This window comes from Streptomyces sp. NPDC002580, from assembly GCF_042889485.1.
Taxonomy (GTDB): Bacteria; Actinomycetota; Actinomycetes; order Streptomycetales; family Streptomycetaceae; genus Streptomyces.
Genome location: NZ_JBIAQZ010000018.1, coordinates 1 through 24,842 on the forward strand (window position 1 = coordinate 1; position 24,842 = coordinate 24,842).

20 protein-coding genes and 2 pseudogenes are annotated in these 24,842 nt (G+C 70.1%); 14 read left to right on the forward strand and 8 right to left on the reverse strand.

Annotated elements, in window-relative coordinates:
- The first annotated feature begins 621 nt into the window (after window positions 1–621).
- The 6 genes from ACFYW7_RS36300 to ACFYW7_RS36325 all read left to right on the forward strand — a co-directional run bounded on the left by ACFYW7_RS36300 (window position 622) and on the right by ACFYW7_RS36325 (window position 5,929).
- Window positions 622–1,821 carry an acetyl-CoA C-acyltransferase gene (locus tag ACFYW7_RS36300; RefSeq protein ID WP_389510455.1) on the forward strand — a complete coding sequence of 400 codons (1,200 nt, stop codon included), beginning with the start codon at window positions 622–624 and terminating at the stop codon, window positions 1,819–1,821.
- A gap of 71 nt (window positions 1,822–1,892) precedes the next feature.
- Window positions 1,893–2,540 (forward strand): HAD family hydrolase, encoded by a 648-nt coding sequence (locus tag ACFYW7_RS36305; RefSeq protein ID WP_389510457.1) that lies wholly within the window; start codon window positions 1,893–1,895, stop codon window positions 2,538–2,540.
- Between the two features lie 187 nt (window positions 2,541–2,727).
- Window positions 2,728–3,420, forward strand: coding sequence for a TetR/AcrR family transcriptional regulator (locus ACFYW7_RS36310; protein ID WP_326789381.1), 693 nt, complete (start codon window positions 2,728–2,730; stop codon window positions 3,418–3,420).
- A gap of 228 nt (window positions 3,421–3,648) precedes the next feature.
- Complete coding sequence (locus ACFYW7_RS36315) at window positions 3,649–4,917, forward strand: acyl-CoA dehydrogenase family protein (RefSeq protein ID WP_389510459.1); 1,269 nt, start codon at window positions 3,649–3,651, stop codon at window positions 4,915–4,917.
- Between the two features lies 1 nt (window position 4,918).
- Window positions 4,919–5,701 (forward strand): SDR family oxidoreductase, encoded by a 783-nt coding sequence (locus ACFYW7_RS36320; protein ID WP_385695179.1) that lies wholly within the window; start codon window positions 4,919–4,921, stop codon window positions 5,699–5,701.
- 63 nt (window positions 5,702–5,764) lie between these two features.
- Window positions 5,765–5,929: a hypothetical protein gene (locus tag ACFYW7_RS36325; protein ID WP_389510462.1), complete on the forward strand. Its 165-nt coding sequence runs from the start codon at window positions 5,765–5,767 to the stop codon at window positions 5,927–5,929.
- Window positions 5,930–5,981: 52 nt separating this feature from the next.
- Here ACFYW7_RS36325 and ACFYW7_RS36330 read toward each other — a convergent pair whose 3' ends face one another.
- Together ACFYW7_RS36330 and ACFYW7_RS36335 are read right to left on the reverse strand one after the other, a co-directional pair.
- A complete protein-coding gene (locus tag ACFYW7_RS36330) occupies window positions 5,982–6,647 on the reverse strand; it encodes a TetR/AcrR family transcriptional regulator (protein ID WP_389510464.1) in 666 nt (221 codons plus the stop codon).
- Entirely contained in the window at window positions 6,644–7,939 is a 1,296-nt protein-coding gene (locus tag ACFYW7_RS36335; protein ID WP_389510466.1) for a PucR family transcriptional regulator, read from the reverse strand. The genes ACFYW7_RS36330 and ACFYW7_RS36335 overlap by 4 nt, the downstream gene beginning before the upstream one ends.
- Before the next feature lie 190 nt (window positions 7,940–8,129).
- On the opposite strand from ACFYW7_RS36335, the gene ACFYW7_RS36340 reads away from it, so the two are divergent.
- From ACFYW7_RS36340 to ACFYW7_RS36365, 6 genes are all read left to right on the forward strand, one after another.
- Complete coding sequence (locus ACFYW7_RS36340; protein WP_389510469.1) at window positions 8,130–8,888, forward strand: ABC transporter ATP-binding protein; 759 nt, start codon at window positions 8,130–8,132, stop codon at window positions 8,886–8,888.
- The gene (locus ACFYW7_RS36345) at window positions 8,885–9,691 is read left to right on the forward strand and encodes an ABC transporter ATP-binding protein (RefSeq protein WP_389510472.1); all 807 of its coding nucleotides are present in this window, start codon (window positions 8,885–8,887) and stop codon (window positions 9,689–9,691) included. Before ACFYW7_RS36340 ends, ACFYW7_RS36345 begins: the two co-directional genes overlap by 4 nt.
- 5 nt (window positions 9,692–9,696) lie before the next feature.
- On the forward strand, window positions 9,697–10,578 hold the full coding sequence (locus ACFYW7_RS36350; protein ID WP_389510474.1) for a branched-chain amino acid ABC transporter permease: 882 nt from the start codon (window positions 9,697–9,699) through the stop codon (window positions 10,576–10,578).
- Window positions 10,575–11,723 (forward strand): branched-chain amino acid ABC transporter permease, encoded by a 1,149-nt coding sequence (locus tag ACFYW7_RS36355; protein ID WP_389510476.1) that lies wholly within the window; start codon window positions 10,575–10,577, stop codon window positions 11,721–11,723. Before ACFYW7_RS36350 ends, ACFYW7_RS36355 begins: the two co-directional genes overlap by 4 nt.
- A 5-nt stretch (window positions 11,724–11,728) precedes the next feature.
- Window positions 11,729–13,006 (forward strand): ABC transporter substrate-binding protein, encoded by a 1,278-nt coding sequence (locus ACFYW7_RS36360; RefSeq protein WP_389510478.1) that lies wholly within the window; start codon window positions 11,729–11,731, stop codon window positions 13,004–13,006.
- Window positions 13,007–13,336: 330 nt separating this feature from the next.
- Complete coding sequence (locus ACFYW7_RS36365) at window positions 13,337–15,754, forward strand: SpoIIE family protein phosphatase (protein WP_389510480.1); 2,418 nt, start codon at window positions 13,337–13,339, stop codon at window positions 15,752–15,754.
- Window positions 15,755–15,890: 136 nt separating this feature from the next.
- Here ACFYW7_RS36365 and ACFYW7_RS36370 read toward each other — a convergent pair whose 3' ends face one another.
- Complete coding sequence (locus ACFYW7_RS36370) at window positions 15,891–17,507, reverse strand: cation acetate symporter (RefSeq protein ID WP_389510482.1); 1,617 nt, start codon at window positions 17,505–17,507, stop codon at window positions 15,891–15,893.
- Window positions 17,504–18,001: a DUF485 domain-containing protein gene (locus ACFYW7_RS36375; RefSeq protein WP_389510484.1), complete on the reverse strand. Its 498-nt coding sequence runs from the start codon at window positions 17,999–18,001 to the stop codon at window positions 17,504–17,506. Before ACFYW7_RS36375 ends, ACFYW7_RS36370 begins: the two co-directional genes overlap by 4 nt.
- Window positions 18,002–18,274: 273 nt before the next feature.
- Between ACFYW7_RS36375 and ACFYW7_RS36380 the strand changes: the two genes are divergently transcribed.
- The gene (locus tag ACFYW7_RS36380; protein WP_389510486.1) at window positions 18,275–19,282 is read left to right on the forward strand and encodes an NADP-dependent oxidoreductase; all 1,008 of its coding nucleotides are present in this window, start codon (window positions 18,275–18,277) and stop codon (window positions 19,280–19,282) included.
- Window positions 19,283–19,380: 98 nt separating this feature from the next.
- Here ACFYW7_RS36380 and ACFYW7_RS36385 read toward each other — a convergent pair.
- The 3 genes and pseudogenes from ACFYW7_RS36385 to ACFYW7_RS36395 form a co-directional block, all read right to left on the reverse strand.
- Window positions 19,381–19,509 (reverse strand): annotated as a pseudogene (locus tag ACFYW7_RS36385) (hypothetical protein); the annotation flags it as partial.
- Window positions 19,510–19,604: 95 nt separating this feature from the next.
- A pseudogene (locus ACFYW7_RS36390) lies at window positions 19,605–19,796 on the reverse strand (IS4 family transposase); the annotation flags it as partial.
- Entirely contained in the window at window positions 19,754–20,473 is a 720-nt protein-coding gene (locus tag ACFYW7_RS36395; protein WP_389510488.1) for a CBS domain-containing protein, read from the reverse strand. The pseudogene ACFYW7_RS36390 and the gene ACFYW7_RS36395, both read right to left, overlap by 43 nt.
- Window positions 20,474–20,790: 317 nt before the next feature.
- On the opposite strand from ACFYW7_RS36395, the gene ACFYW7_RS36400 reads away from it, so the two are divergent.
- Window positions 20,791–21,975 carry a type III polyketide synthase gene (locus ACFYW7_RS36400; RefSeq protein ID WP_389510490.1) on the forward strand — a complete coding sequence of 395 codons (1,185 nt, stop codon included), beginning with the start codon at window positions 20,791–20,793 and terminating at the stop codon, window positions 21,973–21,975.
- 170 nt (window positions 21,976–22,145) lie between these two features.
- Here the strand turns inward: ACFYW7_RS36400 and ACFYW7_RS36405 are convergent, their stop codons facing one another.
- On the reverse strand, window positions 22,146–24,311 hold the full coding sequence (locus tag ACFYW7_RS36405) for a SpoIIE family protein phosphatase (protein WP_389510492.1): 2,166 nt from the start codon (window positions 24,309–24,311) through the stop codon (window positions 22,146–22,148).
- Window positions 24,312–24,842 lie beyond the last annotated feature (531 nt).

Genomic DNA, 24,842 nt, shown 5'->3' on the forward strand with positions numbered 1-24,842 from the left:
CTCAGGGTTGTTGCGTGGCAGGTGACCGGGCTGAGAGATCGAGCCCGGCCTGGGCGCTCAGCCGCCGTGGGCATGGGCAAGGTGCTGCGCCTGGGTGCGGCGCGCGTTCGGCCCGGCAGATTCTTCGTCTGCTGGTGGTGCGCCTGCCTGCGTGGCCTCCCCGGATTCCCCCAGGGGCAGCCTCTGTGGTGGGAGGAGGCAACGTCACCTCCGCTTGAGCAGAGGTGAACCGCCGTGCAGCAGCACCGGGCGACCTCCGGGCGGTGCTGCTGCACGATCGCGTCGAACACGCCCGTACTCGAGGAGAGGCTCAGGCGGGTCGGATCCACCTCTTCATACCGACTGGTCGGTAGCCTCAGATGGGGAGGATGGCTGTCAAGACCTGGCCGCTGTTGAACATGACGCCGAATTCAACTATAACGATCGGAAGGTCGACTCCCTGTCGCTGCCGCGGCCATGACTCACGTCGAAGGTCGATCGAGGAGACGGTCGATGGGCCATCTCCGCACGACAGTTGGCGTTCGGCGCCCCCTGTCGGCAATCGAGCCCGGCTCACGGCGCTCGGAATCCCGGCCCCGAAGCTCCCGGACGAACCGGACCAACAGGAAACAGTGAGGCGACATGAGGGAAGCAGTCATCGTTTCGACGGCACGGACGCCGATCGGAAAGGCCTACCGCGGCGCGTTCAACGACACCCAGGCGCAGGAGCTTGCCGCTCACGCCCTTTCGCACGCGGTGCGACGCGCCGGGCTCGAGGGAGGCGAGGTCGAGGATGTGATCTTCGGCTGCGCCGTGCAGCAGGGGGCCTCGGGTTTCAATGTCGCGCGTCAGGCCGCTCTCCGTGCCGGACTTCCGGACGTCGTGTCGGGGATGACGATCGACCGGCAGTGCTCGTCGGGCCTGATGGCCGTGGCGACGGCCGCCAAGCAGATTGTCACGGACGGCATGCAGGTCGCAGTCGGCGGCGGCGTCGAGTCGATCTCCCTGGTGCAGAACGACCACATGAACACCCATCGCATGACGGATCCCTGGCTGGTCGAGCACAAGCCGGGCATCTACATGCCGATGTTGCAGACGGCGGAGATCGTCGCCGAACGCTACGGCGTGAGCCGGGAACGTCAGGACGAGTTCGCGCTGGTGTCGCAGCAGCGCACCGCGGCGGCGCAGGAGGCCGGCCGGTTCGACCGGGAGATCGTCGCGCTCACCAGCACCAAGAAGGTTCTTGACAAGCAGTCCGGGGAGGTGCGGGACGAGGAGTTCACCCTGGTCCGGGACGAGGGCAACCGCGCGTCGACGACGCTCGAAGGCCTGGCCGGGTTGGTCCCGGTGCTGCCCGACGGTCGGGTGAGCGCGCGTTCCAGCGTGACGGCGGGCAACTCCTCGCAGTTGTCGGACGGGGCTTCGGCGTCGGTGCTGATGGAGTCGAGGGAGGCCGAACGCCGCGGACTGGAACCGCTCGGCGTCTACCGGGGTATGACCGTTGCCGGATGCGGGCCGGACGAGATGGGCATCGGACCGGTGTTCGCCATTCCGAAACTGCTGAAGCAGCACAACCTCACCATCGACGACATCGGTCTGTGGGAACTCAATGAGGCGTTCGCCTCCCAGGCGCTGTACTGCCGGGACGAACTGCACATCGATCCGGAGCGGTTCAACGTCGATGGCGGCGCCATCTCGGTCGGTCATCCGTACGGAATGACCGGTGCCCGGCTGGTGGGGCATGCCCTCGTCGAGGGGAAGCGCAGGGGTGTTCGGTATGTGGTGATCTCGATGTGTGTCGGCGGCGGAATGGGCGCAGCCGGACTGTTCGAGGTCGTCTGAGGTCCCCGTCCCCGCTGGAGAACGTGGCTGCCGTCGGATTGCGCGGCAGCAGGCCGATCGTGAGGAGAGACGTGGATACCGTGTCGAAGTCGCCGGCAGAACCCCGAACCGCGGTCCTGGTGGACTTCGGTGGGGTCATCACCTCCAGTGTGCTGCGGGCTTTCACCGCCTTCGGCGCCTCGCTGGGCGGCGACCCGAACCTGCCGCTCGACCTCCTCGCCCGGGACCAGCGATCACGCACCCTCCTGGCCGATCACGAGTGCGGCCGGCTCGACGCCGGGGGCTTCGAGCGGGGATTCGCCGAACGCCTCCGCGTCCACGGCGCAGACGTACCGGCCGAGGGGCTCACGGCCCGGATGCAGGCGGGTATGTCGATCGACCAGGACATGCTCGCGCTGCTCGGTGATCTTCGAGCCGCCGGCCGTCCCGTCGCGCTCGTCTCCAATTCGTTCGGTACCGGAACCTACGACGGCGTCGACCTCTCCGCCGTCGCCGACGCGGTCGTGATCTCCGCGGAGGTCGGGATCCGCAAGCCCTCCCGGCGGATCTACGCGATCGCATGTGAACGCCTGGGCGTCGAACCCGAAGAGGCGGTCATGGTCGACGATCTGCGGCAGAACCTCGACGGAGCGGCACGGATCGGAATAGGGGGCGTACTGCACACCAGTGCCGTCGACACTCGCCGCCAACTCGCCGAACGCTTCGGGATCACCGCCTGATCGCGATTCGGCGGGGGTGGGACCCGCACGCCATCTGCTCGCATCCTCGGCAGGCGCCGCCAGCGGTCAGCGATTTCGATCCTGTGTGCCGCTACGCGCCGTCACCGTCGACACCGTTGCGCTGCGCGCGCCGGGGATCAGCCGCACCTTTGTGACTATGGCGTCGGATTCAAGTACCGTTTCCGGAATGGACACCACCGCGCCCGAGGAGATCGACGGCGAGTACGCGCCTCCCATGGCGCCCCTCTCGAACCTTCGCGAGCCGCCCACGACGAAGCGCGGAGCGCGGACACGGGCCGCATTGGTGAAGGCCGCGCGGAAGGTGTTCGAACGGGACGGCTACCTCGACACTCGCCTGACCGACATCACCAAAGAAGCTCAATGCGCGGCGGGATCCTTTTACACCTACTTCGCCAACAAGGAGGAGGTCCTCGCCGCCGTCCTCCTGGAGGCGCAGGAGGACATGATGCACCCCGGCATGGGCCGGGTGCAGGGTGCCGACGATCCCTATGCGGTACTCGAGGCGAGCAACCGCGCGTATCTCGAGGCGTACAAGCGGAATGCGAAGCTGATGGCCCTCCTTGAGCAGGTCGCACAAGTGGAGCCGGAGTTCCGCGAGTTCCGGAGCCGGCGCGCTGACGCGTTCATCCGCCGCAATGCCCGCGGCATCGCCGACCTGCAGGCGCGGGATGTCGCAGACCGCGGGGTCGATCCGATGATGGCCTCCCGCGCCCTGTCGGGCATGGTCAGCGTCCTGGCCTACAACGCCTTCGTGGTCGGCGAACGGCAAGAAGAAGGGGCACCGGTGGACTTCGAGGAACTCGTGTCCACGGTCACCCGTCTCTGGGCGAACGCCCTGCGGTTCCCCGGCCACCGCTGACCCCGGCAGCCTGGACAGCCTGGTCCACCGCACCCGGTACTGCCGGGTGCTTCTCATTTCTCGGCTCCCCTTGTCGTCCCCTCCGCAGGGGGCGGTCTTCTTCGCGCGTCGCCGTGTCCCTCGATATTGAACTTGACGCCAGATTCAACTATAAAGTTCGACAAGAGCATGGTCGCGCCGGCTCTCGGCCGTGCCCCGGCTTCGCACGCCAACCCGTCAGGAGCTCAGATGTCCCTGTTCGAGATACGGGATCGCGCCAAGGAGTACCAGGCGGATCTGCTCGAGTTCATGGATGCACACGTCTACCCCGCTGAGGCGGTGTACCACGCGCAGATGTGTGCGTCGGGTGACCCGCACTTCCAGCCTCCGATCATCGAGGAACTCAAGGCGGAGGCGCGAAGGCGCGGACTCTGGAACCTGTTTCACCCGCACCCGGAGTGGGGCCCCGGGCTGACGAACCTCGAGTACGCGCCGCTGGCGGAGATCATGGGGCGCAGTCACATCGCCCCCGAAGCGTGCAACTGCAACGCTCCCGACACCGGGAACATGGAGGTGCTCACGCTGTTCGGCAGCGACGAGCACAAGGAGAAGTACCTCGAGCCCCTGCTCGACGGCACGATGGCCTCGGCCTTCGCGATGACCGAGCCGCGTGTCGCCAGCTCCGACGCCACCAACATCGAGTTGCGGATGGAGCGCGACGGCGACGAGTACGTGCTCAACGGCCGCAAGTGGTTCGCCTCCAATGCCCTGCACCGCAACTGCAAGGTGCTCATCGTCATGGGAAAGACGGACCCTGATGCTGCTCCGCACAGGCAGCAGTCGATGATGGTCGTCCCCATCGACGCCCCCGGGATCACGGTGATGCGCGGCCTGCCGGTGTTCGGCTACCAGGACCGTGAGGGGCACGCCGAAATCGACTTCGCCGACGTACGGGTGCCGGCCAAGGACCTCCTCAAGGGCGAGGGCGAGGGTTTCGCGATCAGCCAGGCCCGGCTCGGGCCCGGTCGTATCCACCACTGCATGCGGGCCATCGGCGCGGCCGAGCGGGCGCTGGAGCTGATGTGCCGGCGCGCGCAGTCGCGGGTGACATTCGGCAGTCCGGTCGCCGAACGGTCCAACATCCAGGACTGGATCGCGGAAGCGCGCATCGACATCGAGATGATCCGGCTGCTCACGCTCAAGGCCGCGTATCTGATGGATACGGTCGGAAACAAGGAAGCGCGCACCGAGATCGCGGCCATCAAGGTGGCCGCCCCGAACATCGCCTTGAAGATCATCGACCGTGCGATCCAGGTGCATGGAGCAGCCGGAGTGACCGAGGACTTCCCACTGGCGATGATGTACGCGCAGTTGCGGACACTGCGGCTGGCGGACGGTCCCGACGAGGTCCACAAGCGGGCCATCGCCAGGCAGGAACTGCGGCGGTACCGCGACGGGGCCACCACGGCGGCGAGCGGCACGGACACCCCCGGCGGCCACAAGGCAGGGGTGAACTGAAATGGCAGGGCTGGACCTCAGTGGTCGCACCGCCGTCGTCACGGGCGCCTCCCGCGGTATCGGGTTGGCGATCGCCCAGGCCATCGCCGCCGCCGGCGGAAACGTCGTCCTCACCTCCCGGTCCCAGGAGGCGGCGGACGCCGCCGCGGCCCAGGTCGGGGGCACGGCGATCGGCGTCGGTGTGCACGCGGTCGACGAAGAAGCGGCCCGGCGCTGCGTCGATCTGACGCTCGAGCGCTTCGGAAGCCTCGACATCCTCGTCAACAACGCGGGGACCAACCCGGCCTTCGGACCCGTCATCGACCAGGACCACGTCCGGTTCGCCAAGACCTTCGACGTGAACGTGTGGGCTCCTGTCCTGTGGACGGGGCTGGCCGTGCGGGCCTGGATGGGCGAGCACGGAGGCGCCGTCGTCAACACCGCCTCGGTCGGCGGCATGACCCTCGAGGCGAACATCGGGTTGTACAACGCGTCGAAGGCCGCACTGATCCACCTCACGAAGCAACTGGCCCTGGAACTCTCGCCCAAGGTCCGCGTCAACGCGGTGGCGCCGGGTGTGGTGCGCACGAAGCTGGCCGAGGCTCTGTGGAAGGACCATGAGCAGGCCTTGTCCGCCGCGACGGCACTCGGGCGCATAGGGGAGCCGGCCGACATCGCCTCGGCGGTCGCCTTTCTCGTCTCGGACGCCGCGAGTTGGATCACCGGCGAGACGATGGTGATCGACGGCGGCCAGCTCCTCGGTGACGCGCTCCCGTTCAGACAGGGAGCCGACACCGGTGTCTAGGACCTGGCCGGCCGATCACGCCGCGGACGCAGCGCTGGACAGGCACCGTCCCTTTCCTGCGACTTGACCGGCCGGACAGGTCCTGGCCTGGACAGCGTCGCGATCGACGCCGAGGCGTACACCCCCGTGGCCGCTGTTGCCCTGAGGCAGCTCGGTGAGGAGGTCATCGGCGTGGAGGCGGCGGGCGAGGTCGATGGCGGCGCTCGGCGCGGGTTGTCCGGGGAGTGAGGCGTCGTCGGGCCGGGGCCGGTCCTGCCGCCTCCGCCCGGTGCCGGGCGTCTCAGCCGGGCGGCGCCGACAGATGGATCAGGATGCCGCACACCTCGTCCACGATCTCGCGGGCTTCCGTCTCGTCCCCGCAGTCACCCAGCTCGCGCGCAGTTCCTCCGATGACGGTGGTCAGCACGCTCACCCTGACCCGGCCGGCGCGTCGCCGCTCGTCGATCTCCAGGAGCCGGGCGTTGCGCCGTACCCATGCGCGGTCCCACTGCCGGCGCAGCGCGTCGAAGCCCGCGGGGCCGTCGTCCTCCACGAGGAGTCTGCCGAGCCTCCGGTTGTCCCAGGCACCCTCCAGATAGGCCCTGGCTCCCGCCATGAAGAGGGCGGCGGGGTCCTCCACACCGCGGTTGCGCTCGGCGGTCAGTGTGGCCGCGGTCCGACGCTCCTGCTCCTCCCGGAACTCCTCCCACAGGGCGAGATACAGCCCTCGCTTTCCGCCGTAGTGCTGAAAGAGGCTGCCCACCGGGATGCCGCAGCGCGCCGCGATCTCGGTGAGACCGGCGTCGGTGTAACCGCGCTCGGCGAACACCTCCAGCGCGGCGTCGAGCAGCGTGCGCCGGAGACTTCCGTCCTGCCCGGCGTATTCCTCGGGCAGACCCATGTCCCCCTGCCCGCCCGGTAGCTGATGTGCCGCTTCGGTCCCGTCGGACTCCACCGTGCCGCTCATTCGCCTTCCCCGCCTTCCTCGGCCCCGTCGCGGATGGCGAGGGCGACCAGTAGTTCCAGGAGGTCGGCGATCCGGCGCGGATTGCGGCCGGTGCGTTCCTCGATCCGGCGCAACCGGTAGTGCGCCGTGTTGTGGTGCACCCGCAAGCGCTCGGCGGCCAGCCGCAGGTTGAGGTCCGCCTCCGCGAAGGTCCGTATGGTGGCGGCCAGCGTGTCGCCGCGCCTGCGGTCCTCCTCCAGCATCGACCGCACCCGGGGATCGACCAGCTGGCGCGCGAGGTCGTCGGCGCGCAGTGCCAGGTAGTCGAACGGGGACAGCCGTGGCAGTGCCGCCACCCCGCCCCCGCTCGGCACCAGGTCGAGGGCGGCCCGCGCCTCCTGGTAGGCACGGGGCAGTTCACCTGCGCCCTGGGCGACCGTACTGATCCCCATGGAGAGCATGGTTCCGGCCCGCGCGAGCCGCCGCTGCACGGTCTCGAAGTGGGCGCATATGTCCTCCGCGTCCATGCCGGCCCGGACCACGGGCACGGCCACCACCTCGCCGTGCCGCACGACGACCAGCGTTCTGCCGGCCCAGGGCCCGGCGACGCTGATCGACGCGCTGGCGGCATACCCGTTCTCGGCCGAGGTCGGGTCGTCGGTGCGGGTGTCGCCGACGCACACCGCCACGACCGCCATCATCGGTGAGCGCGGTCCGACGCCGTACGCCTGAGCCGCGGCCATCAGCGGACCGCGCGTGGGTGCCACCCCGGCCAGGAGCTGGTCCAGGAGATCGCGGCGCTCCCGGTCCGCGTCCGCCACCACATGCTGCTGGTACTCGACGTAAGCCTGCGCGGCATGGGTGCTGGCGTAGTCGACGTACCGCATCAGCGGGGTGACGAGGGACAGCGCGGCCTGCTGGGCCTCGGCGGACGTGCCCGCGCAGTCCAGCAGCGCGTCCCACAGCACCTGCCGGCCGACCCGGAAGGCACTGATCCAGTCCTCCAGGGCGAACCCCGCGCGTGCTCGGCGCATCGCCGCCGCGCGGCTGAAGACCAGGTCCTCGGGGGCCATGTCCCGATCGCCGGCCAGTGCCGCGAGCTGCATCCGGTAGTGCTCGAGCACCTGGTCCCGTACGTCGCCGAAGAACCGTTCGTCCTGCAGTGCGTACGACGGGATCTCCGTGCGCATCACCTCGACGGCGGTCTCCGCCACCTCCTCGACCCGTTCGTGGACGGCGTGCAGGATCCGCCGCCGCTCGCGGCGGAGCGGTTCGGAGAGTCGGGGATCGCCCAGTGCGGGACCGCGCGGCATGGGGCCGATCGTCGCCGCCCTCCTCGTGCTTCGTCAACAGGTTCCACGTGAGACATCTCCCGGCACCTGTGCGCGGCGCACAGTTCGGCCACCGAGAAGTTGGGTGCTCACACCCAATGTGCGCCCGCGGCGCCCCCACCTACTGTGACGCTCGCCCACCCCCCCCAGCACGTCGGAAAGGGCGTCACTCATGCTCGCGGTCGAAGACATCACCGTGCGCTTCGGCGGGATCACGGCATTGGACGGTGTCGCTTTCACCGTCGAGCCGGGCACCGCCGTAGGGCTCATCGGGCCGAACGGAGCCGGCAAGACCACCTTGTTCAACTGCCTCACCAGGCGCTGCGCTCCCGACGGGGGAGAGGTGCGGTTCGAGGACGAGGACCTTCTCGCCCTCCCCCCGCACGCCGTGGCCGGGCGCGGCATCGCCCGCACCTTCCAGAACCTGGGCCTGTTCCCGCAGCTCACGGTCCGGGAGAACGTCATGGTCGGCGCCCACAGCCGGGGGCGCACCGGACACCTCGCCGCGGCGCTCCGGCTGCCCCGCGTCCGGCGGGAGGAGAGGGCACTACGTGACCAGGCGGACGACTTGCTGCGGCGGCTCGGCCTGGCGGACGTCGCCGACCATCCCGCCTCCGGACTGCCGTTCGGCACACTCAAACGCGTCGAACTCGCCCGGGCCCTCGCGGTACGGCCCCGGCTGCTGTTGCTCGACGAACCCGTCAACGGGCTCAGCCACGGCGAGGTGGACCAATTCGCGGATCTGGTCCGCTCGGTGCGCCAGGAGTTCGACCTCACGCTCGTTGTGGTCGAACACCACATGGCTTTCGTGATGGGCCTGTGCGACAAGGTGGTCTGCCTCGACTTCGGCCGCAAGATCGCCGAGGGCACGCCGGAGGAGATCCAGCGCGACCAGGCGGTCGTCGAGGCGTACCTGGGGGTGGCCGCGTGAGCGAGCCCACCACCGGCAGCACCGAGTCCGCGGCGGGTGCGGAGCCGGACTTCCTGAAGGTCTCCGACCTGCACGCCGGATACGGCCAGGCCCGCGTGCTCCAGGGTCTCGACTTCTCCGTCGCCCGCGGTGAGGTGTGCGCGATCCTCGGACCCAACGGCGCTGGCAAGACCACGACGCTGCGGGCGCTGTGCGGCATGGTCCGCGGTCGCGGGTCGGTCACCCTGAACGGCACGGAACTCCTGGGCCGCTCGCCCGAGCAGGCCGCCAGGCTCGGTGTGGCGCATGTGCCCGAGGGCCGGGGCACCTTCAACGACCTGACCGTCGAGGAGAACCTGCGCATCGGTGCCCATCTGCGCACCGGCCCACGGAGGCGGGGCCGCACCGAGCGCGCGGCCGTGGTGGCCGACCTGGAACGGATCTACGACTACTTCCCCAAGCTGCGCCAGCGGTCGCGGCAGGCCGCCGGCAGCCTCAGCGGCGGCGAGCAGCAGATGCTCGCCGTCGGCAGGGCGCTGATGCTGCGGCCCTCGCTGCTGCTCCTGGACGAACCGTCCCTGGGGCTCGCGCCGCTGGTCACCCGCGAGCTGTTCGAGATCGTCCGTGCCGTCAACGAGGAGGAACGCACCACCGTGGTCGTCGTCGAGCAGAACGCCCAGCTCGCGCTGGATATCGCGCACAGGGCCCACGTACTGGAGGCCGGCCGCCTGGTGCTGTCCGGACCGGCCGCACAGATCCGCGAGGACGGGCAGGTCGCCGAGGTTTACCTCGGGGTCTCCGTCCTCTCCCAAAAGGCCGGGTGAGCGCCGTGACCGATCTGCTCCAGCAAGTGGTGGAAGGACTGGGCTCCGGCGCCGTGTACGCCAGCCTGGCGCTGGCCCTGGTACTGATCCACCGGTTCACGGGGATCGTCAACTTCGCGCAGGGCGAGCTGGCCATGCTCTCGACGTACGTCGCTTGGCAGTTGGTGGCGTCCGGGATGCCGTACTGGCTGGCGCTGCCGGCCACCCTCGCGGTGTCCTTCGCCGGCGGCATGCTGCTCGAGCGGATCGTCATCCGCCCCGTACAGGGCGCGCCCGAGCTGACGGTGGTCATCGTCACGGTCGGCCTGTTCATCTTCGTCAACGCGCTGGCGGGCCTGATCTGGTCGTTCACCGTGAAGGACTTCCCGCAGCCCTTCCCCGACGGCGGACTCGACCTGTCCGGTGTGCGCATGGACTGGTCGACGCTCGGGATCATCGGTGTGGTGGCCGTCGTGATGGGCCTGCTGTATCTGCTGTTCCAGCACACCTCCATCGGCCTGGTGATGCGGGCGGTCGCCTGCAATCCGGCCTCCGCCCGGCTGTCGGGCATCCGGGTGGGTCGGGTGCTGATGCTCGGCTGGGGCCTGGCCGCGACGGTCGGCGCGGTGTCGGGCGTGCTCGTCGCCCCGGTGCTGTTCCTGGAGCCCAACATGATGGGCGGGGTGCTGATCTACGCGTTCGCCGCGGCCACCCTCGGAGGCTTCGACAGCCCGGTCGGCGCGGTCGTCGGCGGCCTGTTCGTGGGTGTCGCCGAGACCCTGACCGGGGCGTACGTGGACGTGATCGGCGCCGATCTGAAGGTGGGCGTCCCCTTGGTGATCATTCTGGCGGTGCTGCTGGTGCGGCCACAGGGCCTCTTCGGACGGGCGGCGGTGGAGCGCGCATGAGCACCATCACAGCGTCACTCGGCACCGACCGGGTCCGGTGGCTGCGGCCCACGCTCACCGTCCTCGTCGCGTCGGCGGTCGCCGTCGGCGCACCGTTCTACTTCGCCCCCTTCCAGGTCTTCCAGCTGACCATGGTGCTCGTGTATGCCGTGGCGCTGTCCGGCCTGAACCTGCTGACCGGCTTCGGCGGGCAGATCTCGCTCGGGCACGGCGCGTTCTTCGCGGCGGGCGCCTACACGGCGGCGGTCATGCTCGACCGGTACGGCACCGGCCACCTGGCCACGCTGCCGGCCGCGGCCGCCGGATGCTTCCTGCTGGGCCTCGGGTTCGGCGTGCCCGCGCTGCGACTGCGCGGGCTGTACCTGGCCCTGGTCACCCTCTCGTTCGCGGTGTTCCTGCCGCCCCTGCTCAAGCGGCTCGAACCGGTGACGGGCGGCTCCATGGGGCTGACCGTGAACAAGCTGCAGCCGCCGGCGTGGAGCGGGATGGCCGAGGACCAGTGGATGTACTTCGTCGTCCTCGCCGTCACCGCGGTGGCCCTGCTGCTCGCCCGCAACCTGCTGCGGTCCCGGGTCGGCCGGGCACTGCTGGCCGTGCGGGATAACGAGAGCGCCGCCGAGGTCATGGGCGTGCGGCTGTCGCTGCACAAGACTCTCGCCTTCGCGTGGAGCGCGATGTTCGCGGGTGTCGCCGGGTGTCTGTACACCTGGGTGATCGGCTTCGTCTCGCCCGACTCCTTCAGCTTCGTTCTGTCCGTCACCTTGCTGGCCGGCCTGGTGGTCGGGGGTCTCGGCTCGCTGTACGGACCCCTGTTGGGGGCGGCGTTCGTGATGTACGTGCCGAGCGTGTCCCAGGACGTCAGCGAGGCGGCGCCGGGAGTGGTGTTCGGCCTGTTGATCATCACGGTGATGTTCGTGGCCCCGACGGGGCTGGCCGGTCTTCCGGGCCGTGTCCTGGGCGCGGTCGCCCGTCGCCCGCCTCGCACCACCGCTGCCCTCGACCGGACGCCGGAGGCCGAATCCGCGCCCGATGCGGAGCCGGAGTCCCAGGCCCTGTCCGGCCCCTCCGAGACCCACACTCCTGCGGACCCCGCAGTTGTCGACGCCGAACCCGTGGGCGCACCGCCCCGCACGGAAAAGGAATGAACCACATGCGCAAGACGACCGCTCTGCGGGTGGCCGCGGCCGCGACCGCCGCACTGCTCACCGCGACCGCCTGCAGCAGCCAGCGAGGTCAGGACGCCCAGGACACCACCGCCGGTGGCGCGTGCAAGGGACAGCAGACCACCGGCATCACCGACAAGACCATCAAGCTGGGTGGGATCTACCCGCTGTCGGGACCTGCCTCCGCGTACGGCACGATCAGCAAGGGCGTGGCCGCCTACTTCGGTCACGTCAACGACAAGGGCGGCATAGACGGCCGCAAGGTCGAGTTCGTCGTCCGCGACGACGGCTACCAGCCGCCCAAGGCGGTCGAGGAGGCCCGCAGACTCGTCGAGCAGGAAAAGGTCTTCGCGGTGTTCCAGACCCTGGGCACCCCGTCCACGGCAGCCGTGTGGGACTACCTCAACAAGCAGAAGGTGCCGCAGCCCTTCGTCGCCACGGGTGCCTCCGCCTGGGGCACGGGTGAGCAGCACCCCTGGACCATCGGCTGGCAGCCCAACTACGTGGCCGAGGCACGCGTGTACGCCAAGTACCTCAAGGACGCGAGGCCCAAGGCCAAGGTCGCGGTCCTCTACCAGAACGACGACTTCGGCAAGGACCTGCTCGGCGGGTTCAAGAAGGCCGTCGCCGGCAGCGGCGTCAAGGTGGTCGCCGAGGAGAGCTACGAGGTCACCGACCCCTCCGTGTCGGCACAGATGGCGAGCCTCGCACGCTCCGAGGCGGACGTGCTGCTGGATGTCACCACCCCCAAGTTCGGCAGCCAGGCCCTCGCCGCCGACGCCAAGAACACCAAGTGGAATCCGCTGCACATCGTGAACAACGTGGCCTCGTCCGCCGCCGTGCTCAAGCCGGTCGGGTTCAAGAACGTCCAAGGCGTGGTCTCGGCCACCTACTTCAAGGACCCCGCCGACCCGCAGTGGGCCGCCGACCCGGAGATGAAGGCGTACAAGGACGCGCTCCACACGTACGCACCCGACGCGGACCCGGCCAACCAGTTCAACGCCTACGGCTGGGCCGTCGCCTCCAGCCTGCACCAGGCCCTGGACGCGATGAAGTGCCCGACCAGGGAAGGGCTGCGGGACGCGGTGCGCAGCCTGAAGGACGTGAAGGTGGGCATGCTGCTGCCCGGGATCACCATGTCCACCGGCCACGGTGACGCCTTCCCGCTGGAGACGATGCAGCTGATGCGGTTCAAGGGCGAGCGGTGGCGGCTGTTCGGCAAGCCGGTCGACACCCGCAAGGAGTTCGGCCCGGCGGCGAAGTGAGCCGGCGAGGGCGGTCCGCGTCGATGCCCCGACGTCCGGGGACCGCCCTCGCCCCGTCACGGGAGCCCGGAGCTGTGCGTGCCCGCGGGTACGTGGACGACCCGACGGCCGCCGGGCACGCGGCGTCGGATCGGGCCGTCGGCCGTGGAGGAGGCTCTCTGTCCAGCGGACGCGCAGGAGCCGTATCAGCCTGGGTGTCCGCGGGCCGCTGACAGCGGACCGGCGGGCCTGCCGTGATCACCCGCGCCATCCGCGGTGGGGTCGCGCGCGGCCCCACCGGGTTCACTAGGCTTGGGCGTATCAGCGGGTCAGCCGGCGGTGGAGATGCGGATGACGGAGCTCAGCGCAAGCCACGACGATCCGTTCGCCCCCCTTGCCGTCCTGGCGGTGCTCGACGACCGGGGAGTCGTGGTCGGATGGAACCGGCGTGCCCAGGAACTGCTCGGCCATCTGGACGCGGCCGTGATCGGGCGTCCGGCATTCGAGGTCCTTGTCGATCCTCGTGATCTGCCGACTGTCACGGAGGCCGTGGCAAATTGCAGGAGAGCCGGCGGCTGGTTCGGCGTGCTCAAGGTGCGGCACCGCGACGGGCGACTCATCGAGATGGGGCTCAGGGCCCACGTGCTCTCACGCCATGACCGGGTCCGTGAGTGGATTCTTGCCGGGGCACTCGCGGCTGACCTCCTGGAGTGGCAAAGAGACCGCGCGGTTCTCGACGGGTTGTACCGCCGGAGCCCGGTCGGCCTGGTCGTCCACGGGCCCGACCTGACTCTTCTCCGGGTCAACCGGGCCATCGAACGCGTCACCGGCGTCCCGGCAGCGGACTTCCGGGGGCTGCCCACGGGCTGTTTCCTCGTAGCCGATGACGCACGCAAGGCCGTGGACCGTGTGCGCCAGGTGATGGAGACCGGAAGACCGTTGGTCTACTCGGAGCAGTTCGTCCGCCTGGAGCGGGACCCGGCACAGGAGCGGGTCGCGATGGTCTCGTCCTTCCGGATGGAGGACCCCTCCGGCCGCATCCTGGGTGTGGCCGAGATGATCGAGGACATCACCGAACGCCATCGGGCCCAGCGTCGGCTCGCGCTCCTCGACCAGGCCGGCAGCCGTATCGGAACCACCCTCGACGTGGCAGAGACCGCTCGTGAACTCGCCGAGGTGATGGTGCCTCACCTCGCCGACCATGCGTCAGTGGACCTGCTTCAGCCGGTGACGCGCGGTGAGGAACTGGCGCAGGCCATGGCAGGGCCTGTGGTACGAGTGGGTGCCTGCAGCGTCGGCGCCCAGCAACCCGGCCCGTCCCACCCCGAGGGTGAGCCGGTGGAGTTCGGGCCCGACACACCCCAGGCCAGATGCCTGGCCGAAGGGCGGCCCGTCCTGGAACCGGTTCTTTCGCCCGACTGGTTCTCGATGAAAGGCCACCAGGGGGTCCACGCTCCGGACCTGGGCGTCCACTCGCTGATCGTGGTACCTCTTGCCGCGCGTGGCCTGGTGCTGGGTGTGATGACCCTGTGGCGTTCGCTCCGCCCCGATCCCTTCGAGGCGGACGATCTCACCCTCGCCCAGGAACTCGCCTCGCGCGCAGCCGTTGCCGTCGACAACGCCCGGCGCTTCACCCAGCAGCAGCAGACCGCGTTCACCTTGCAGAGCAGCCTTCTGCCCCGGGCGGTTCCGGACCAGTCGGCCGTCGAGGTGGCCCTGCGCTACCTGCCGGCCAGCGCGGCACCGGGTCTGGGCGGCGACTGGTTCGACGTCATTCCGCTGTCCGGGGCTCGGGTCGCCCTCGTCGTCGGCGACGTGGTGGGACGCGGCATCCATGCTGCCGCCACCATGGGCCGACTGCGTACCGCCGTACATACGCTCGCCAGCCTGGACCTGGAACCGGACGAGGTCCTCTCCCGCCTGGACGACCTGGTCACCCTGCTGGCGGCCGAACAGGAGGGAGCCGGCGAACGGCCCGTGGGCGAGCAGGTAGTCGGCGCCACCTGCCTTTATGCCGTATACGATCCGGTATCCCGGCGCTGCTCCGTGGCCCGTGCCGGCCACCCGCCGCCGGTGGTGACGGCTCCGGACGGACAGGCGGCACCGCTCGACCTGCCCGCCGGCCCGCCGCTCGGCCTGGGCGGACTGCCGTTCGAGGCCCGGGAGATCGAGCTGGCAGAGGGAAGCCTGCTGTGCCTGTACACCAACGGAGTCATCGGCGAACGCCACATCGATGCCGACGTCGGCCTGACCAAACTGTGTGCGGCGCTCTCCCGCCCTGCGGACGCACTGGAACGGACATGCCAAGCGGTGGTCGACTCGCTCGTGCCATCGCGCCCCATCGACGACGTCGCTCTGCTGATCGCCCGCACCCACCTCCTGCCACCGGACGATGTCGCCTCGTGGAGTCTGCCGCTGGAGCCTGCCAGCGCCGCCCGGGCCCGGGCGTTGACCTCGGCCAAGCTGACCGAATGGGGCCTGGAGCACTTGGTGTTCAGCACCGAGTTGATCGCCAGCGAACTGGTCACGAACGCCTATCGGTACGCCAGTGGCCCTGCGACCCTGCGGCTGATCCGTGAACGGTTTCTGGTGTGCGAGGTCAGCGACGCCAGCCACACCGCACCACACCTGCGCCGCGCCCGTACCACCGATGAGGGCGGGCGCGGCCTGTTCCTGGTGGCCCAGATGGCCGAACGCTGGGGCACTCGCTACACCCGCGAAGGCAAAACGGTGTGGACCGAGCAACCACTGGCCGGCACGTTCACCTGACCGTCGCACGCCCTTGCTGTCGACTCATACATCGGCGCGCGTGGAGGCGTACGGCTGTCATGGGGCTCCGCGCAGGGCCCTGGGCGGACCGCGGCGGCAGCGAGGCCGCCTGCCCGGTCCGCCCCCGCCACCTCGGTCACTCGGCTGCGGCGAGCAGACGCTCCTCGCTCTCCTCGTACAGCACTCGGCTCTCCCGACTGTCAGCGGCGCGGCGCCGGTGGTCCAGCCGGCTGCCCAGCCAGCCCGCCAGGTAGCCGAACGGGATGGAGACCAGTCCGGTGGACTGCATGGGGAACCAATGGAAGTCGGCGTTCGGGAAGACGGCCGACGACGTGCCCGAGACGGCCTTGGAAAAGATCATCAGCACCACCGCGCAGGCCGCGCCGCCATAGAGGGTGGCGAGCAGACCGGTGCGCGTGAATCCTCTCCAGAACAGGGAGTAGGTCAGCGCGGGAGCCACAGCGGATGCCCCGATGCAGACGGCCAGAGTGGTCAGCACGCCGACGTCCCAGCTCTGGACCAGGGTGGCGAGCCCGATGGCCACGGTTCCCACGGCCACGCTCGTCCACGCCGCCACCGTCATCTCCGTACGCGGCTCCGCCTGTCCCCGCCGCGCCGCATGGGCGAACAGGTCGTGGGCGAGCGACGAGGCCGCGGCCAGCGTCATCCCCGCGACCGAGGACAGCAGGGTGATGAACACCATTCCCGCCACGGCCGAGTAGAGAATCGTCGCACCCGCGGAGGCGGGGGCCCCGCCGAGCACCTGCGACAGCATGAGCACCGCCGTCCTGCCGTGCGGGTCGGCCGCAATGATGGACCGCGATCCCACCAGGGCTGCCGCGCCCGTACCCAAGATGATCACGAGCAGGCAGAAGGTGGTGACCGTGCCGACGGCCCACGACATGGAGCGACGCACGGCCGGCACGTCCTGCGCGGAGAACAGACGCATGGTGATGTGGGGCAGGCAGGCCACGCCGAGGACCACGGTGATCTGGAGACCGACGAAGTCCAGCCGGTCACCGGCCGAGGTGCCCAACTGAAGGCCCTGTCGAAGGAAGGCTGGGCCCGTGCCGCTGCCGTGCTGTGCGGCCCTGAGCAGGTCTCCGGGGTTCCAGCCGAAGCGGTTCAGCACCAGGGCGGCGACGACGACGCTGGTGCCGAGCAGGATGACGATCTTGATCATCTGAAGGAGCGCGGTTCCCCGCATACCGCCGAGCGCCGCGTAAATGATCATCAGGCTGCCGACGATGACGATGCACGCCGTCCTGGCGCCCGCCCCGTGCGGGATGTTCAGGATGAAGGTGAGCAGAGACCCGGCCCCGGAGAGCTGGACGACCAGGAAGGGCAGCGTCGCCGAAAGCGTCACGACGCAGGAAGCGATGCGCACGGCCCGCCCGGGCATGGTGCGGGCCAGGACGTCGCCCATGGTGAACCTGCCGGCGTTGCGCAGAGGTTCGGCCAGCAGGAACATCAGCAGCACCAGAGACAAGGCGGTGCTGACCGTGAGGACATAGCCGTCGTATCCGGCGAGCGCGATGATGCCGCTGGTGCTCAGCACCGTGGCCGCGGAGATGTAGTCGCCCGCGATGGCCAGGCCGTTCTTGAACGGGGTGAGCGAAAGGTAGCCGGTGTAGAAGTTCGTCAGGTCGTCGCGGTCCGGTCCCGTCATCACACACATCAGCAGCGTGATGGTGACCAGGGCGGTGAAGAGGACGAGGACGATGGCCTGCGACCCGGCGTCGAAGGCGGTCATCTCGCCACCCCCGCGGACCGGCCGCCCGCCGGCTCCCTGACGACGCGGGCCAACGGGTCCACCGAGCGTTGTGCGCTGCGCTCGTACGAGAAGACCGCCGCGAAGGTGACGACGAGCTGAAGGATCCCCAGGGCTATGCCCAGGTTCAGCTCCCCGGTGATCCTGGCCCCCATCAGTTCCGGTGCGTAGCAGGACAGCAGCACGTACACCACGAACGAGCCGAGTGCGGTGATCGTGGAGACCCGGCGGAGCACGCGGTAGGCCGAGCGAAGGGCGGCGAGGTCGGCGCTGTGCCGAGGTGTCTCGTGCGCGTACGGTTCCTGCCGGGCGGCTTGCCCGTACCAGTCGTACGGGGCGTCGTCGTATCCGGACGGGGAGGGCTCCTGCCCCGGATCCCGCCCGTACGACTCGTACCGAGGGGCACGGGCGTACGGCTCGGTCCGCGGCTGCGGCCATTCCTGCTGTGGGTACCGCTGGTCATGGGGATGTGTCATCGCGTGGCCTTCCGGCTCGGCTCGGCTCGGTTCCGTGGAGGGCTGGGGGAGAGGCGTGGCGGCGCACGATACCGACTAGTTGGTATGCCGGACAGCCCGTGGGGCGTCACGTTTTGGGCTCGGCGCGACATCCGGCGGGCGCTGTCGGTCGACGGCTCGGCGGGGCGCGAACCACAGGTGCCCGCCGGGCGGGGCGGCCTGTGGCGCATGTCACGGCCACTGGCCTACCTACTGGTCGGTATGGTCAGGGGAGCCGCAACGACAGGAGGCGCGATGTCCGCGACCAACCGCCAGATCCGTCTGTCAGCCCGCCCCGTGGGCGAGGTGCAACCCGATGACTGGGAGCACTGCGCGGGGCCCGTCGAGGAACCGGGCCCGGGCCGGTTCGCGGGTCGCACACGCGTCATCTCCCTGGACCCGGCGATGCGGGGCTGGCTGGACGACCGTCCCTCCTACCTGCCGCCGGTGGCGATCGGAGAGGTGATGCGCGCCGGATCGGTCATCGAGGTCACCTCCTCCGACCACCCCGACTTCCAGCCGGGTGATCACGTGGTCGGAATGTTCGGCGTCCAGGAGCACGTGGTCTCCGACGGCAAGGGCGCCATGAAGATCGACACCTCTTTCGCCCCGCCCTCGACGTACCTGGGCGCACTGGGTATGCCCGGTATGACCGCCTATTTCGGCCTGCTGGACGTCGGGGCGTTGAAGGACGGCGAGACCGTCGTGGTGTCGGGGGCGGCCGGCGCGGTCGGCACCATCGCGGGTCAGATCGCGAAGGCCAAGGGCTGCCGGGTGGTCGGCATCGCCGGTGGGCCGGAGAAGTGCGCGTTGCTCACCGACGAACTGGGATTCGACGCGGCGATCGACTACCGCACCGACGACGTCGGGAAGGCGCTGCGCCGGCACGCCCCCGACGGCATCGACGTCTACTTCGACAACGTGGGCGGCGACATCCTCGACGCCGCCCTGACCCGGCTGGCGATGCACGCGCGCGTCGTGATCTGCGGTGCGATCAGCCAGTACAACAACGCCACCCCGGTCAAGGGCCCCTCGAACTACCTGACACTGCTGGTGCGCCGCGCCCGGATGGAGGGATTCGTCGTCTTCGACTATGCCGAGCGCTATCCACAGGCCGCGCAGGACATCTCCGCCTGGATCGCCGACGGCCGCATCAAGGTCAAGGAACACGTCGTGAGGGGGAGTGTGGACGACTTCCCCGAGACGCTGCAGATGCTCTTCCGCGGCGAGAACGTCGGCAAGCTCGTCCTGGAGCTGGCATGACGGCCGCCGGGAACGTGGCCGCGCTTTGAGGGTCGGCGAGGCCACCGCGGTGGCCTCGCGGCAGTTCGACTCTCCGCGGTGGTCAGCAGATCGGGCCGCTCGCCGTGGTCGGCCTCGGCCCGGCGGACCCATGGCGGCACCTCCTTGTGGATGCCCAGGTCCCGGACGGCGTGCGAGACGGGGCGGCCTGAGGTCCTCACCTCGCGGACGGCTCGCTCACGCAACTCGTCGGGGTACTTCCAGGCCGTGTGGTCAGGGCGAGTTCACGGTTGTCAGCGCCCCGGAGAGCGGCCGTGCCGGCAGCCGGACGTTTTCACCCGTCGTCAAGCCCGTCGACGCCGCGGGCGATCCTGCGGAGGATGCCCTCGCGGACCCACCGGCCGAGTTCGGCACGCAGTCCGCGTGCGTCGTCCAAGCCGATCCCCCGGCTGACCTCGCAGGCGCGCCAGGGACGTGCCGGGTCGGTCCCCATCAACTGCGGCGTCCGGTCGGCAGCAGGTTCTCCGGAACAGCCTGTCCGATCCGGCCTGGTTCTCCGTCAGGCAGCACGCCACGGCGATGTGCGCGTCGATGATCCGTAGCCGGACCCCCGTTGATCCGTGTCAGATACGTCTGTTGGGGGCAGCGGCGCCCAGCGGGCCGGGGTGCGGGCCCCTTTGAGCCGGACCAGCGGCTGGGCGGGCGACCGACCCCGATCGGTGGGCCATCTCGACCATGTCCGAGAGCTTTTGCCCCCCGTGGCCGCAAGGCCGGCGGACGGTGGGTGGGGTCCGTGGGCGCGTGACCCGCACAGCCAGTCGTCGGCCATTCCGTGCTCGGTCGGTCCGGTGGTCTGTGTGTGCCTGTCGTCGAAGCGGCAGGTGAGGTCGTGCACGACGTCGGCGACACCGTCCAGCGGGCGCGTCGGACCCACCGCGACGGCGGCTCTGCGCCGCTTTCCAGCTGCCCGGTGAGCGTGACCGCATCGTTGTGGACGGCGACTTCGGAGATCTGGGGGCTGACCTGGAGCGCGTCGGCGAACACCTCGCGTCGCACGGCCTGCCACATCTCCTCGGCGGAGCGCAGGGAGACCTGGAGCAGGTCGCGGCGGGTGACGATGTCGACGAGCCGGTCCTTTTCGTCGACCACCGGGAGTCGTTCGATCCCTTGTCGCGTCATCAGCCGGGTGGCCTCCGGCAGGGCCGCCTCCACGGACCGTCACGGCGGGCGCCGGCACCGGCCCGTCGGCGGTGCGCGCCCGGACCAGGCACTCCTGACTGACGGCGAGTCAGGTAAGACCTGTGGACCCGCTCCGAGAGCCCCTCTGTTTCAGCGGTGTGTGCCGTATCACGCCCTTCAAAGTCGCCCAAGTTGTCTTAGTCACAGCGGAAATGTCCCTTTCGTGTCCATGCTCGACCTGGACAGCGACTCCCGAAGTGGAGCCCGTCGGCATGGGCGCGAAGTTCCGAAGCGGACCATGACGCAGCCCTCGTGACGTTCCTCCTTGTTCCCCTGGAAAGGTGCCCATCATGGCCGCATACCTCTGCCCTCCTGCCGTGATACACGGCGAGCACGCCGTGGAGACCAGCCAGATCGTGGCGGAGGTGCGCGACCGGCACCCGCATGCGGCGTGGGCCCCGCGGATCGACGGCATCGCGGCCAGTACGGGCATCGAGACCCGCGGGTGGATGCTGCCGCTGGAGACCGCCGTCGCGCCCGGCGACGGCAGCGGCCTGCAGGCTGTCGGCATCGGGACCGCCCAAGAGGCGCTGGCACGCGAGGGGTTCACCCAGCAGGACGTGGACCGCGTGATCGCCGCCCTCGAGGCGATACCCGCGCCGCAGACCGTCCAGGAGCGCACCGCGCCGGCCTGGGAGGCCGTGCAGTCCTACGGGGAGCGTGCGGCGCGCGGGGCCCTGCAGATCGCCGGGCTGGACACCGCGGACATCGACTGCCTGATCACCAGTCACTCCACCACCCCGGCGCTGCCCGGTCTTGACGTCGCCCTGGCCAACAAGCTCGCGCTCCGCAACGACGTGATGCTGCTGCCGGCCACGCAGTGGGCCTGTGTCGCGGGGACCCGCTCCCTGGCCCTGGCGGCTGAACTCGTGGCCGCGGACCCCGACCGGGTGGTCCTGGTCGTGATCGCGGAGGCGCTGAGCACGACCTACCAGCCCGCGGACGACACCCTCGAGTCCCTGATCGTCCGGTTGCTGTTCGCGGACACCGCGGTCGCCGCGGTGGTCACGGGCCGCCCGAGGCGCGAGTCGGTCCTGCGGCTGGACGCGGCCTGGCACCACACCGTGCCCGACACCCAAGACCTGCACTGCCTGGAAACACGGGCGGACGGCACCCACTTCGTGATGGACCGGCGCGGACCGCGCGCCGTACAGGAGACGGTCACCGCGATGTGGGAGTGGCTGCGCGTCCGTTACCTGGACGACCCCGACTCCTGGCACCCCGACGTGCTGCTCGCGCACCCCGGCGGGACCCGGGTGCTGGAGTACATGGAGCAGACGATGCCCGACGCGTGGCCGTCCGGGCTGCTGGACTACAGCCGGGACAGCTACACCAGCGGCAACCGCGGAGGCGCCGCCGTGTTCGACATCCTGAGGCGGGCGCACGACGCCGGACAGAAGTCGGGCAGTCGCGCCGTCCTGTACGCGGCGGCACCGGGCCTCACCGCCACCGCCCTGGAAGGGGAGTGGCTGTAGTGCGAGCCCGCGCCACCCGTGGCAGCGAACGGCCCGCCCGCATCACCGGTCACGCCACCGGTACCGCCGAGGGCGCCTTCCGTACCGTCGGGGGCGCCGGCTGACGCGCACGCCGCCCCTGCCCTCGTCGCGCTCGCGTACGCCCGGCAGCGCCCCGCCCCGCAGCCGCGTCATCTTGCGACTTCCGCCCAGACCACCTTGCCGGTGTCCGTCCACCGCACCCCCCACCGGGTGGTGAGCCGGTGCACGATGTGCAGGCCACGCCCGCCGTCGTCGAGGAGGCCGCCCCGACTCAGACGCGGCCTGCCGTTGCCGGTGTCGCCCACCTCGCACAGCAGGCCGTTACCACCGCCCCTGATCAGTCGTATCGTGACGGGACCGGCGGCGAAGCGCACCGCGTTCGTGACCAGCTCGCTGATCAGCAGCGCCACGTCGTCCTGGGTGTCGCTCCTGGTGTGCCATTGCCGCAGCAGTGCGGAGACGTGCGCGCGGGCACGGGCGGGCGCGTCGTCGCGAGCGGGTAGCCGCCAGGTCGCGGTGTCCCCCTTGCGGTAGCCGATCATGCGCGCGAGCAGCAGGGTCACGTCGTCGCGCCGGCGCACGGGCGCCAGCGCGGAGACGACGTGCCGTGCGGCCTGCTGCAGGGCATCCCAGGGGTGCACCGTGGAAACGGCATCCGCCAGCCTGCTGATGCCCTCGTCGATCGACAGGGCCGGATCCTCCACCAGGCCGTCGGTGTAGAGGGCGAGCAGGGAGCCCGGGGGCACACCGAACGTGTGCACCTCGAACGGCTCCCGCAGCGCGAACTCGGCGCCCAGGCCGGGATGAGGGCGGACCGCGAGCGGGCCTGCGTGCCCGTTCGGAAGCACCAGGACCGGAGGGAGGTGGCCCGCACTGGCGAGCGCCACGTGGTGGCTGACCGGGTCGTAGAGGGCGATGCAGCAGGTGGAGCCGAGGGCGCTGTAGCCGGCCGCCAGTCCGGACTCCGCGTCGTCCAGCAGCGTCACGGTCTCGTCCAGGTGCTCCAGCACCTCGTCGGGTGCCAGCCCCGCGGACAGCAGCGCGCGGGCCTCCATGCTCAGCTGGCCCATGGTCGCCGCGGCTCCCAGGCCGTGCCCGACGACGTCACCGACCACCAGCGCGGTACGGCCGTCCGGCAGCGGAAAGCTGTTCACCCAGTCGCCGCCGACGCCCGCGCTGTCGGGGGTGGCGGGCTGGTAGACGCTGGCGATCTCGATCGTGTGGCCGCCGGTCCGGGGCAGCAGCCGGCGCTGCAACGCCAGCACCTGCGTGTGCTCGCGCTGGTGCTGACGGGCCAGGTCGACGTGATGGGCGGTCCTGGCCACCAGTTCCTGCAGGTCGAGCAACTCGCTGTCGCGGAAGGGGCGGTCCGCCCGCCGCCAGACCTCCGCCAGGCCCAGTACGACGGGTGGCGTGCCGTCCAGGACCAGCGGTACGCACGCCACACACGCCGACCGGTCACCGGGCACCAGGGCACGGATCACTCGCTGACTGCTGAGCAGCCGCTCGACCGCCTCCCGGTCGGGTATGACGATGGGCTGCGGGGCATCGTCCCGCCGTACCGCCTGTGCCAGCAGGCGACTCGCGTCGCTCGGAAGATCGCCGCCCGGAGTCACGTAACCCTCGGGCCACGCCCGGTCCGGCACCAGGGCCGCCCGCCGTAGCCGGATGCGCCCCTGCGCCTGCTCGGTGACTCCCTCACCCGTCCACACGGCGAAGTCGAGGTCGACGGCGGCCACGTCTCCCCAGGCCAGCAGGGACTCCGCCAGCGACTGCGCGGTCTCGCCGATGTCCAGCGAGGTGCCGATCGCGGTCTCGGCGGCGTACAGGTGCAGCCTCCTGGCCATGGCGATCACGGAGACGGTCAAGCCCTCCTGAGGCACCGCGGCGGGCAGGATGCTCAGCGAGACCACCAGCTCCGACCCGTCGCCGCGCCGCAGGCGCTGGATCCGGGCGACGTGCGCCTCACCGATCTCCAGGACCTGCCGCAACCGCCGTGTGACCGTCGGTACGTCCCCGGCGGGCAGGAGATCGGCGAACGGACTCCCGGCCTCGACGTCCAGACCCGCGAATACGGGGGCGTCCAGATTGCAGCCGGTGATTCGCAGATCCCTGTCCAGGTTGACCACGCCGAGAATCTGATCCTGACGGTCGGCTGCCGGGTTGTCGGGTACGCGTTGGAGGGTGGTGCGGTCGTCCTGCGCGTTCGCAGGACCGGCCGCCGCTGCAGCTCCGCCGCGCGGGACGTAGCGCCCGAGGGCACTGCTGACCATGTCGAACGGCGAAGAGGACGAGGGGGAGGATGTGGAGTCCATGCGGCTCTCTCGCAATCCCCGGCGCAGCGCCGGGGCTGCACTCGGACCCGTGCGTCGGGGCTGCACTCGGACCCGTGCGTCGGGGCACCGAGATCCCTGACCGCACACCTCATTGAATAACACCGGGGGTCGCTTCGCCCACACCAGCGGATCGCGCGGTGAACGCTGACCATGCGGGAATGCCGCGACCGGTGGGCCCGTGCTCACCTTGCCGGGGGCGTCGCCCGCCAGGATGCGACGACCGCCGCAGGACCACCGGGCGTCGGCGCCGACGGTGATGGCCGGTCCGAGTCCGCTGGAGGGACGCGCACAGGAGCAGCATGATCAGGCCGCCCTCGAGCGCGTCACGTGGGTGGAGGGGGCGGGCGGGTCGAAAGGGCGACCTGTGGGGCGCGCTGCAGAAAAGGCTGTGCTGAGTGATTCCCGGCTGCTGGCAAATGCGCCATGAAAGACCTGGGGCCTCATCGGCGGAGGGGAATCGGGGGAGGCTGTGTAAGTCGAAATTCTCCCACGAATGTCCCTGGGGTTTTC